Origin of the sequence: Paenibacillus zanthoxyli JH29 (assembly GCF_000520715.1) — a bacterium.
In the GTDB taxonomy this organism is placed as follows: Bacteria; Bacillota; Bacilli; order Paenibacillales; family Paenibacillaceae; genus Paenibacillus_AQ; species Paenibacillus_AQ zanthoxyli.
Genome location: NZ_ASSD01000696.1, coordinates 1 through 11,822, shown reverse-complemented (window position 1 = coordinate 11,822; position 11,822 = coordinate 1). Strand labels below are relative to the sequence as shown.

9 protein-coding genes are annotated in these 11,822 nt (G+C 54.9%); all 9 read left to right on the top strand.

The features are described from left to right. Positions 1-195: 195 nt before the first annotated feature. Positions 196-1,062 carry a M15 family metallopeptidase gene (locus tag L691_RS0126825; protein ID WP_025693272.1) on the top strand — a complete coding sequence of 289 codons (867 nt, stop codon included), beginning with the start codon at positions 196-198 and terminating at the stop codon, positions 1,060-1,062. Between the two features lie 79 nt (positions 1,063-1,141). Continuing rightward, positions 1,142-1,489 (top strand): DUF3243 domain-containing protein, encoded by a 348-nt coding sequence (locus L691_RS0126820; RefSeq protein WP_025693271.1) that lies wholly within the window; start codon positions 1,142-1,144, stop codon positions 1,487-1,489. Between the two features lie 164 nt (positions 1,490-1,653). After that, complete coding sequence (locus tag L691_RS0126815) at positions 1,654-2,676, top strand: LLM class flavin-dependent oxidoreductase (RefSeq protein ID WP_025693270.1); 1,023 nt, start codon at positions 1,654-1,656, stop codon at positions 2,674-2,676. Between the two features lie 222 nt (positions 2,677-2,898). After that, positions 2,899-3,309 (top strand): YjdF family protein, encoded by a 411-nt coding sequence (locus L691_RS0126810; protein WP_025693269.1) that lies wholly within the window; start codon positions 2,899-2,901, stop codon positions 3,307-3,309. 328 nt (positions 3,310-3,637) lie between these two features. Further along, complete coding sequence (locus tag L691_RS0126805) at positions 3,638-5,272, top strand: formate--tetrahydrofolate ligase (protein WP_025693268.1); 1,635 nt, start codon at positions 3,638-3,640, stop codon at positions 5,270-5,272. 366 nt (positions 5,273-5,638) lie between these two features. After that, positions 5,639-7,003: an FAD-dependent oxidoreductase gene (locus tag L691_RS0126800; protein ID WP_025693267.1), complete on the top strand. Its 1,365-nt coding sequence runs from the start codon at positions 5,639-5,641 to the stop codon at positions 7,001-7,003. Positions 7,004-7,284: 281 nt separating this feature from the next. Further along, entirely contained in the window at positions 7,285-8,112 is an 828-nt protein-coding gene (locus L691_RS0126795) for a formate/nitrite transporter family protein (RefSeq protein WP_025693266.1), read from the top strand. A gap of 413 nt (positions 8,113-8,525) precedes the next feature. After that, positions 8,526-10,592 (top strand): molybdopterin-containing oxidoreductase family protein, encoded by a 2,067-nt coding sequence (locus L691_RS0126790; protein WP_025693265.1) that lies wholly within the window; start codon positions 8,526-8,528, stop codon positions 10,590-10,592. A 92-nt stretch (positions 10,593-10,684) separates the two neighbouring features. Beyond that, a partial coding sequence (locus L691_RS0126785) for an MFS transporter (protein ID WP_025693264.1) occupies positions 10,685-11,822 on the top strand: 1,138 nt, incomplete at its 3' end.

Below are 11,822 nucleotides of genomic sequence, written 5' to 3'. Positions count from 1 at the left end.
AGGCGGCCGGGGCGGGAGCGGGCGCAGCGGCGGAGTGGGCCGTAAAGGCGGCAGACGCGGCCGATAAGCGGGGCCAGGATAACGACAACCTGGCCTGGTAGGAATTGCATGGGGGGCGGCTGCAACATTTGCCGCCTTAGGCCTGTCTATATAGATAGACTTCAGTTTTACCGGTTATGAAGGAGGAACAGCATCATGCGCAGAAACTTATGGATTCCCCTCCTGTTCCTGGCTGTTATCGCCGTCGGCTGGGGAATAGGGAAATATACATCACCGGCAAGATCTATTGGCGGAGGGGCCGCATCCGTGAATCAGCCGGACCTGAATGGCGCGGCGGCCCAGCCCCCGGGTGTATCGCCCGCTCCTTCCGCTTCCCCGGAGGGGCAGAGCGGTGGAGGGACCCAGTCTGCTGGCGAATCGCCGGCCCCGTCAGCCTCCCCGGCTGCGCAGGGCGGCGGCGAGGCCCAGCTTGCAGCGACGGAGCCGGACAGCATCGGCGTCATGGTGAACAAGCAGTACGGGCTGCCCGATAACTACAAGCCGGCCGATCTGGTATATCCCGACGTTCCGTTTATATTTAAGGAAAAGATCGAAAAGCGGATGATGCGCCAGGAAGCCGCTCATGCGCTTGAGGAGATGTTCGCGGGCGCGAAGCGGGACGGCGTGTATTTGGCGGGGGTTTCCGCCTATCGCTCCGAGAAGACGCAGCAGGGCCTGTTCAACGCCTATGCAGAGCGGGACGGAGAGGATAAAGCGCTCACCTACAGCGCCGTCCCCGGACATAGCGAGCATCAGACGGGCCTCGCGATCGACCTTTCCGGCAAGGACGGCACATGCGCGGCGGAGAGCTGTTTTGCCGGAACGAAGGAAGCGGACTGGCTGGCGCGGCATGCGCCGGAGTATGGTTTTATCATCCGTTATCCGGAAGGCAAGGAAGCCGTCACGGGTTATATGTACGAGCCTTGGCATGTTCGGTATGTGGGCAAGGAGGCCGCCCGTTCCATCGCGGAACGAGGCATTACGCTGGAGGAATATTATAACGTTGTGCCGGTATCCAAATAAGGTTTGACCTTGATTCACCTTTACCCGGTCCGGTTAAGTAGTGGTAAAACCGCTATTAGCGCTAAAGGAGGCTGGCGACATGTCCGAGCATAACCATGTTGTGAGCAAAGACGGTGGCGTGGCAATCGGACTGGTGAAGGAAACACTCAATCGGATCGAACCCGGGCAAAGGGAAGAAATATTGAGCAATTTCGACGCATTCCGTACTTACTTAAGCAAGCGGATTCAATTGGCTAGAAAAATCGGCTTCGGCGAGGCACAGTTAGCTCAGGCGGCGGAGAAAGTGGCGGATTACCTGGCGGCTCATGAGGAACCGCGCAACAGTGAGGAGATGCTGCTTCTGGAGCTGTGGAGGGTCGGAAGCAAAGAGGAGCGCAGCAAGCTGGCCTCCATGCTGGTTAAGCTGGCGTTGTCCGAACGGGTCTAAGAAAAGAGAGAATCAAGCGTTCAACCCTCTCCGGCTTGCCGAGAGGGTTTTTTGAGGTCATGGACCGGCAGCTATAATACATAAACAAGCGAATTTAAAGAAAAAGATGACAGCAGCCTTTTGCAAGGGGTCCGTCGTCTGTTTCACGGAAAGGGTGTCTGCCTATGATTAAGCTCAGTGTGCTTGACCAGTCGCCGGTATCGGAGGGCAGCACGCCGGCCGAGGCGCTTGCGCAGACCGCCATCCTGGCTCAGGAGGCCGAAAAGCTCGGCTATTCCCGTTTCTGGGTGGCCGAGCATCATTTTGCGCCCGGTCTTGCCGGGTCAAGTCCGGAGGTGCTTATCGCGCATTTGGCAGCCGTTACCTCCTCTATCCGGATCGGCTCGGGCGGTATCCTGCTGCTGCACTACAGCGCATATAAGGTCGCGGAGAATTTTCGCGTGCTGGAGGCTCTATATCCCGGGCGGATCGATTTGGGGATTGGCCGGGCCGCCGGCGGAGGCGCTCTTGCTGTTCGGGCCTTGCAGGAATATGGAAAGGCGGACCCGGACAATTTTTCCGTGCAGGTCAAGGATCTGATAGCCTATCTGCATGACGGGGCGGATCTGCATCACCGCTTCGCAGGGCTTCAAGCGATGCCAACCGGCAGCTCGGTGCCGGAAATTTGGCTGCTCGGTTCAAGCAAGGACAGCGCATTATTGGCAGCCGGGCTTGGACCGGGATTCGCTTTTGCCCGTTTTATTAACGCGCATGATAGGGGAGAGGCGATGGCAGCCTACCGCAGCCGTTTTTGCCCATCGCCGTTGTCGCTTAAGCCCCAAGGAATGATCGCCGTGTTCGCGGCTTGCGCGGAGACGGCGGAAGAGGCCGACCGGCTGGCCTCCAGTATGGACCTCTCAGCGGTTCTGCTGGACAAGACGCATGTATCTGCGCCGACCCCCTCCGTGGAGCACGCCCTGTCTCATCCGTACACCCCTTACGAAAAGCATATCGTTCAGGAGAACCGCAGGTCCATGCTGGTCGGCTCGCCGGAAGAGATCAGAAATCAGCTGCACGACCTCGGCGACCGGTTCGGGTGCGAGGAAGTGATGATCGGCACTGTGATGCACCGCTTTTCGGATAAGCTGAAGTCGTATCGGCTGATCGCGGAAGCCTGCGGGCTGACCCCGCGTATGTTTCCGTCCTGACAGCCGTCCTGCCGCCTTTCCACTGTTGAAATTCGCCAAATATAAGGTAAGATGGGAAGGAAACGTAAAAACACGGCTCCGGTCGGTAGTCCGGACGCATGGAAGCGGTGCAGCGAGAAATATGCATATCGTGTTGTAGCCTGCCGCCAATACCTCCATGTCAGTAACCTTCCCCCTCGGGATGTCCCTCGTTTCGTATTTTTGAAAAGAGGGGGAATACCGGTGAAATTAACGGTATTTTACGAAGATCCGTTTTGGGTTGGAATTGTTGAAATTGAAGAGAACGGAGCCGTCAAGGCCGGAAGGTACGTCTTTGGCGCGGAGCCATCGCCGCAGGAAATTTGGGAATTCGTCCTTTACCGGCTTCAAGAGGTAACGGACGGTCTATCCTGCGGAGTGGCCGTCCCCAAGCCGGCCTTGCGCGTCGGCAACCCGAAGCGGCGGGCGAGGGAAGCGGGCAGAGAATCCCGGGGCCGGGGCAGCGGCACGTTAAGTCAGGAAGCCGTCAGGCTGGAACTTACGAAGCGCAAGCTGGAATCATCCCGGATGAACAAAGCCCGCAAAGAGGAGCTTGCCGAACGCAAACGCGAGATTGCCCGCAAGAAAGCGAAGGACAAGCATCGCGGCCGGTAATTGTGCACCTGCGGCAAAGCCTTCCGGAACCCCTAGTTTTCCCTTTCCGGAAGGCTATTTTCAAAATATAAGAAAGTATAAGCTTCGCGCTTATCATTTACCTTATATTTCTACGAGAAACGATACCGTCCCTAACAGGACGGCGCAGCCGTTTCTTCTTGTCGTATGGAGTTAATTAGATAACGGGATAAAGCCTGAAAATAAGGCTTGACGCTTCTCGAAGACCTTGTATCCTGTAATAAGAAGCTTAATGTACGGCATGCTGATGAAATACGATAGCTGGCGGACAGGTTTAGGAAATTATGTTTCAGGGGGTTAGTATACGGGCATGAAATTAATTACGGAAGTTGCGGCAGAGACGGGAATTCATGAAGATCATCTGGAATTGTACGGCAAATATAAGGCCAAGCTGGCTCCATCCCTATGGGATGAGATCAAGGGCCGTCCGGACGGCAAGCTGGTGCTGGTCACCGCGATCAACCCTACCCCTGCGGGGGAAGGCAAGACGCTGACGACGATCGGCCTGGCACAGGCCATGAACAGAGCAGGCGTCAAGACAGTGGCTGCGCTGCGGGAACCGTCGCTTGGTCCTTGTCTTGGCATGAAGGGCGGGGCGACAGGCGGCGGAAAAGCGCAGATTATTCCGGCGGACGAGATCAACCTGCATTTTACGGGCGATATCCATGCGGTGACATCCGCCCATAATTTGCTGTCGGCCATGATTGACAATCATATATTCCAGGGCAATGAGCTCGGGCTGGACCCGCAGAAGATCGTATGGAAACGGGTTATGGATATGAACGACCGCAGTCTGCGCAGCATCGTGACAGGGCTTGGCGACGGCAACGGGACGGTCCGGGAGAGCGGATTTCTGATCACCACCGCCTCCGAAATCATGGCCGTGCTGTGCTTATGCGATAATCTGGCCGATTTGCGGGAACGCCTTGGCCGGATGCTGATCGGCTATGACCGCGAAGGACAGCCGGTGACGGCGGGCAGTCTGAAAGCGGTGGACGCCATGACCGCCCTGCTGAAAGAGGCGATTAAGCCGAATCTGGTGCAGACGCTGGAGGGAACGCCGGTCATCGTGCATGGCGGACCGTTTGCCAATATCGCGCACGGCTGCAGCAGTGTGATCGGCACCCGTTACGCGCTGAAACTGGGCGAAGTTGTCGTGACGGAAGCAGGCTTTGGCGCCGATCTTGGAGCGGAGAAATTCATGGACATCAAATGCCGGCAGGCGGGCCTTAAGCCTTCTGCAGCCGTACTGGTCGTTACGGTAAAATCGCTGAAGTATAACGGCGGTGTCCCTAAAAGTGAGCTTTATGCCGGGAACCGGGCGGCGCTGATTGCCGGACTTTCCAATATGCAGCGGCATATTAAGAATTTGCGGAAATTCGGCGTTCCGGTGCTGGTGGCTCTCAATCATTTTGAAGGCGACAGCCAAGCGGAGATTCAGGAAGTGCTGGCGGCCTGCCGCCGTCTAAATGTGCCTGTCGCCATTTCCAAGGCATGGGCCGAGGGCGGCGCTGGAGGGCTGGAATTGGCAACCGCGCTCAAGAAGCTGTTGTCCGGATCGGATACCTCCGCTTATGCGCCGCTGTACAAAGACAATCTGGACATCCCATCTAAGATTGGCAAAATCGTCAAAGAAATATACCACGGCGCCGATGTCGCCTTCAGTCCGGCGGCCAAACGCAGTCTGGCGCTGATCGAAAGGCTCGGTTTAAGCCATCTGCAGGTGTGCATGGCCAAGACGCCGTATTCTTTCTCCGACCAGCCGCGCCTGCTTGGAGCGCCCGAGGGCTTCACGGTTCAGATTCGCGACATAACGCTTTCACTGGGAGCGGGATTTGCCGTTGTGATCACCGGCAGCATTGTGACGATGCCGGGACTGCCGGCCAAGCCTGCCGCCGAGGGTATACAGATTGACAGAGAAGGCACACTGATCGGTCTTTTATAATGTGAATTTTTTAACACTTTGTATAAAATTTAAGCCTCCGGGTTCGCCAGCGAATTCGGAGGCTTTTTTTACGGAAAGATTGAATTCCCCCCATGCCGCCTGCAAATCGCTTGATGAGACGGTGTACCGAAAGAGCGGCTGCTTTAGCCTGTTACTGACATAATGTCCGGGCAAGCGGGTAAACTAAAACAAACTTTTTCGGAACTGCCTAATATTGTTTAAATGTGAACGATTTGTTAAAAGAATAGAAAAAGGGTTGAAACGTGATAATCATCACAATATAATGATGGCATTAAGTGAAATAAGTCACACTCACTTAATATCCCATAAAAAAGAGAATTTTCAAAATTGGAGGAGGAAGAAATCATGAAAGTAGCCGTTATCGGTTGTACCCACGCAGGAACCGCCGCGATTGTCAACACAGCCCAGCTGTACCCGGAGGCCGAGATTACCGTGTATGAGCGAAACGACAACATTTCGTTCTTGTCTTGCGGCATTGCTCTTTATGTCGGAGGCGTGGTGAAGGACCCGCAGGGGCTGTTCTATTCCTCCCCGGAGAAGCTGGCCGAGCTTGGAGTCAAAACCAAAATGCGCCATGAGGTAGTCTCCGTTGATACGAAGAACAAAACGCTGCACGCCCGGGATCTAAGCACAGGCAAGGAATTCGACGATACCTACGACAAGCTGATCGTAACGACAGGGTCTTGGCCGATTATGCCGAAGCTTGAGGGAATTGAACTGGATAACATTGTACTTTCGAAAAACTTCCAACATTCCAACACGATTATCGAAAAAGCGCAGCACGCCAAGCACATCGCAGTTGTTGGAGCAGGCTACATCGGCGTCGAACTGGTCGAGGCATTCCAGCTTAATGGTAAAAAGGTTACACTGATCGACGCCGAGACGCGCATTCTGAGCAAATATCTTGACCCCGAGTTTACGAATCCGATTGAACAGTCTCTAAAGGATCACGGCATTGAATTGGCGCTGGGTGAAAAGGTCAGCTCCTTCAAAGGCGAGAACGGTAAAGTCACGACAATCGTTACCGACAAAGGCGAATACAAGGCCGATCTGGTCATCCTCTGCATCGGTTTCCGTCCGAATACGGAACTGCTGAAGGGGCAGGTCGAAATGCTCGGCAACGGAGCGATTATCGTGAACGAGTATATGCGCACCAGCGCTCCGGACGTGTTTGCAGCAGGAGACAGCTGCGCGATTCACTACAATCCAACCGGTAAAAAAGCCTATATCCCGCTGGCGACCAACGCCGTACGGATGGGTACGCTGGTTGCCCGCAATCTGGTGAGCAACACGATTCCATATATGGGCACCCAAGGTACTTCGGGCATCAAAATTTACGAGGACAACATTGCCGGAACCGGCTTAACCGAAACCGCCGCGAAGAACGAGGGAATCGACGCCGAAGCAGTGATGATTACGGACAACTACCGTCCGGAATTCATGCCTACCTTCGAGGCGGTTCAGCTCAAGGTAGTCTTTGAACGCTGCACGCGCCGTATTCTGGGAGCGCAGATCATGTCTAAGGCGGATCTGACACAGTCGATCAATACGATTTCGGTCTGCATTCAGAACGGCATGACGGTCGACCAGCTTGCCTTCATCGATTTCTTCTTCCAGCCGCATTATAACAAGCCGTGGAACTTCCTTAACACCGTCGGCCTTCAGGCGCTGCCGAAGACTGTAGAGAGCAGACAGCCGGTCAGAGTATAAACGGATAAATTTCCCGCATTTAAATACATGTTACCGAAAATATCGCTTGAAAACCGGAGGCCGACGGCCCCGGTTTTTTGCTTATGCGCAGGAATAAACTCGTATCCGCACACCTAAATTTTCCAACTTAACGGAAGCGATTTAAAGTTTGACACGAGAAGTGAAAAATTTCACTTGTTATTTTTCTCAAGTGATAATTATCACGTAAATGTGAGGGGCGAAACGCTACAATGAGACCTAAAGGAAAAATTTAAAGTAAATATTAGAAGGGGACAGGAACAATGGCTTATAACAAACCGCAGCAAATAGCCGAAGTGACGGTGGAGAACGGAATCAAGAAGGCTCATAACCCTCTGCTCACCGTGCTTATCCTTGGCTTTTTGGGAGGAGCGTTCATCGCTCTAGGGTATTTGCTTGATATTCGCGTCATTGCCAGCGCACCGAAGGAATGGGGGTCCATCGCCAGCTTTATCGGGGCGTCGGTGTTCCCGGTCGGGCTCATTCTCGTACTTCTGGCAGGGGGCGAACTGCTGACCGGCAATATGATGGCAGTGCCGCTCGCATGGTTTTCCAAGAAGATTACGTTCGGAGAGACAATTAAGAATCTGATTCTGATTACGTTGAGCAATTTTGTGGGAGCACTGTTTGTGGCTTATTTCTTCGGCCATGTCGTGGGTCTGACCGCCGACGGTGTCTATCTTGACAAGCTGGTTGATCTGGCGGAACACAAACTGGACGCTACATTCCTCCAGGCTTTCATCTCGGGTATCGGTTGTAACTGGCTCGTCGCGCTGGCGGTCTGGCTGTCCTACGGCGCCGACAATTTCAGCGGCAAAATTTTCGGTATCTGGTTCCCGACCATGGCGTTCGTCGCCATTGGATTCCAGCACGTTGTCGCCAACATGTTCCTGATTCCGGCGGCCATTTTCGAAGGCCATTTTTCTTGGGGACAGTACCTTGGCAATTTCGTGCCGGTCTGGTTGGGCAACCTGACAGGCGGAGCCCTCTTTGTTGCGGGAGCCTACTGGAACGCCTACCTGCGCAAATCCCCTGCAGCGGTTCAACCGCTGGACAGCGTGGCTGCCGCCGGCGTGAAGAAACACGCATAATTCCTGAGATTTTACGGCAATAATCGACTTTAAATTTTAAGAATATCCGACTAAATAAAGGTACCGTCCCCAGTGGAACGGTGCCTTTTTATGTCCAAATATAAGAAAGTATAAGCTACGCGCTTATCATTTGCCTTATATTTCTACGAGAAACGATACCGTCCCTAACAGGACGGCGCAGCCGTTTCTTCTTGGTATACGGCAGACAATTACGACAAAACAAAGTTCGCCGTAACAGCCAACGGTCCGGGGGAACGAAACCGATGCTTACGGCGAAGTCAATAGGGAGTATTTCATGCTTTCTATTACCCGGCAATTGCCGGAATGAATCAGTTTCCCTGCACAATTCGCCTTTGCGCAAGAGAACGTTAGATTATACAATAACAACAGTGAAAATAAGGAGGGCTGCGGGTATGGAGAAATTGGAGAACGGTGTATTTTCGGCGGTATGCCCGCTGGATTGTCCCGACACTTGCGGGCTTCTTGTGCATAAGAAAGATGGAAAAATTGTAAAAGTCGAAGGAAATCCCGAGCATCCGGTTACGAGGGGAGCCATCTGCAACAAGGTCAGGAATATGGCGCAGCGCGTCCATCATCCCGATCGGCTGACAACCCCGCTTCGGCGCACGGGGCGCAAAGGGGAGGGGGCGTTCGAACCGATCGGCTGGGACGAGGCGATTGCCGAGATTACCGGCAAATTCCGCAATCTGTCGGAAGAATACGGGCCGGAGAGCATTCTGCCTTACAGCTTCTACGGCAATATGGGCGTTCTCAGTGTAGAGGGCATGGATCGCCGGTTCTTCAACGCGCTTGGAGCAAGCCGTCTGGAGCAGACGATCTGCAATTCAGCCGGAAGTGCGGGCTGGAAATATACAATGGGCTTCAACGGCGGGACAAGCCCGGAGGATACAGTGAACGCCGATCTGATCATCGTCTGGGGCGGAAATATCGTCAGTACGAATATGCATCAGGTTGTGCTGGCCGAGCAGGCCCGGAAGAAGGGCGCCAAGATCATCGTCATCGATGTTCATAATAACCGCACGGCGCAGTGGGCCGACTGGTTCCTGCCGCTCTATCCGGGGACGGATGCGGCGCTGGTGCTCGGCATCATGCATATTTTGTTCCGCGACGGGATGACGGACGCGAATTTCCTCAAGACTTACACGGTGGGGCATGAAGAACTGCGGAAGCAGGCGGAAGAGTATACGCCGGAGGCCGTGGCGGCCATTACGGGCATCCCAGCTGAAGATATTGAACGGTTGGGTAAACTTTACGGAGAGGCGGCGGTGTCTTTTATCCGCATCGGCAATGGGCTTCAGCATCACGACAACGGAGGCATGGCGGTGCGCAGCATCGCCTGTCTGCCGGCGCTGACCGGTCAGTGGCTGAAGACGGGGGGAGGCGCGACCAAGGGCAACGGCGGGTATGCCGGGATGAATTCCCGGGCGCTGGAGCGTCCTGACCTTCGCCCGAACCCTCGGGCGCGCAGCATTAATATGAACCAGATCGGCGAAGCGCTGGAAATGACGGAGCAGCCGATAAAGGCGCTGTTCGTCTACTGCAGCAATCCGCTCGTCGTCGCGCCGGACGCGGATCGGGTGCGGCGCGGATTCGCACGCGAAGACCTGTTCACGGTCGTGCATGATCTTTTTCTGACCGATACGGCCAAATACGCTGACATTGTGCTGCCCGCAACGTCGACTTTTGAGAATACCGATTTGTACAGTTCTTACTGGCATCATTATATCCAGCTTCAGGAGCCGGTGTTACAAGCCCCGGGAGAATGCAAGAGCAACGTCGAGCTGTTTTCGCTGCTGGGAAAGGCCATGGGCTTTGACGAGGAAGCCTTCGGGCAAAGCGAGAAGGACATGATCCGCGAGGCGCTGGACTATCCGCGCAATCCGTATCTGAACGGAGTGACACTGGAGCGGCTGAAGGCCGAGCGGCATGTCAAACTGGATATGACGCCTAAAGAACGGTATCTGGATAACCTGCCCACGCCATCCGGCAAAATTGAACTGTACTCCCGGGCGATGGAGAATGCGGGACTGCCGCCGCTGCCAACCTATACTCCACTTGTCGAAGGCTTTGACGGCATCCGGCGTCCGGATGAAGGGGATAAATACCCGCTTATGTTCATATCGCCGCCGAACCATAATTTCCTTAACTCCACCTTCTCCAACATCAGTAAGCATCAAAGTCTGGAGAAGAGGCCCACGCTGCAAATTCATCCCACGGATGCGGCGGAGCGGGGAATTGCCGACGGGGATGAGGTCAAAGTGTATAATGATCGCGGCATGATACAGATTTGGGCGGCGGTAACCGACCGGATGCTGCCCGGCACCGTCATCAGCCAGGGGCTATGGTGGGAAGGAAAGGATCGCCCGCAGCGGAGCAATGTGCTTACCCCGGACCGGCTGAGCGATATGGGGAAGGGAGCGACCTTTTTCTCCGCAACGGTCCAAGTTGAGCTGCGTTAAAGCGTCAATGCACAGGCTTGCCCTAAGCGTCAGTTAGGCGTAATACTAGATAGCATTAACTGACATGTAGATTACAGGGGATGTATAGGCAGATGAGGTTTTTGGACAACTATCCTAGAGAAGTCAAGGTATTCTTAATTGCAAGCTTGATTAACGCGACCGGCAGCGCGCTGATGTGGCCGCTTGTTACGATGTATGTATTTGACGAGCTCGGACGGAGCATGAAGGACGCCGGACTCGTCATCCTGATTCAATCGCTTGGCGGCATTGCCGGGCAGCTGCTCGGAGGCTCTCTGTATCATAAGGTCGGGGTGAGCAAGCTTATTGTCGGCGCACTTGCTCTAAATGCGCTGACTCTGTTCGCTCTCCCTGCAGCCAGCGCCAATTGGACGGCGTTCATGATTGCAATGGGCCTCGTCGGTCTGTTCAATTCGCTGTCCATGCCGGCCATTCAGGCGTTTATCGGCTTCCGGTTCGCCGGGCGGCGGGCCGAGCTGTTCAATATCGTCTATGTCGCGAACAATATCGGAGTCGCGGTCGGAACGGCGCTGAGCGGATTTCTGGCCGATATTTCCTATATGCTGAGCTTCGTGATGAATGGCGCGACTTCCGCTCTATTTGCCGCTTTTTTCTTTGTTTACCTGAGAAAAGCAAGCGGCGTGCAAGGAACCGTTCCTGCTGAGTCCAAGAAGGCGCAGTCACGGCCGGTATCTAATTGGAAGCTGCTGGGCAACACCCGGATTTATCTGTTCATGGCTCTCGGGTCGCTGTTTCTGCTGATCGGCAACTCCATCTGGAATACGGGCGTGTCGCCGTTCATTATTTCGGAAGATCTGCCGAAGAAATATTACGGCTTCCTGTGGACGCTTAACGGCATCCTGATCTTCGCGGCGCAGCCGCTGGTGAGCCTGATCAGGCGCTGGTTCGCAGCCGAAGCGGCGGCGCAAATGACGGCGAGCGCTTTTTTCTACCTTAGCGGCTATGCCGTCATTCTGACGCTGCCAAGCTACAGCGGCATGCTGCTGGCGATGCTGCTGACGACGCTTGGAGAGATGCTCATTTCTCCGGCGATGCCGGCGTTCATCTCGGAGCATGCCGACCGGGGCGCTCCGTTCTATCTGGGGCTGACCGGCGGAATCGGAGCGGTCGGCAGAGTGCTGGGGCCTTTCTTCATGGGCAGTCTGTATGATGAAGGGGGACTGGCCCCTACCGCTTGGCTGGCGTGCGGGA

Coding starts and splice junctions, on each gene's coding strand:
- L691_RS0126825 (WP_025693272.1), top strand. CDS start 196: ATGCGCAGAAACTTATGGATTCCCCTCCTGTTCCTGGCTGTTATCGCC.
- L691_RS0126815 (WP_025693270.1), top strand. CDS start 1,654: ATGATTAAGCTCAGTGTGCTTGACCAGTCGCCGGTATCGGAGGGCAGC.
- L691_RS0126790 (WP_025693265.1), top strand. CDS start 8,526: ATGGAGAAATTGGAGAACGGTGTATTTTCGGCGGTATGCCCGCTGGAT.
- L691_RS0126795 (WP_025693266.1), top strand. CDS start 7,285: ATGGCTTATAACAAACCGCAGCAAATAGCCGAAGTGACGGTGGAGAAC.
- L691_RS0126805 (WP_025693268.1), top strand. CDS start 3,638: ATGAAATTAATTACGGAAGTTGCGGCAGAGACGGGAATTCATGAAGAT.
- L691_RS0126820 (WP_025693271.1), top strand. CDS start 1,142: ATGTCCGAGCATAACCATGTTGTGAGCAAAGACGGTGGCGTGGCAATC.
- L691_RS0126800 (WP_025693267.1), top strand. CDS start 5,639: ATGAAAGTAGCCGTTATCGGTTGTACCCACGCAGGAACCGCCGCGATT.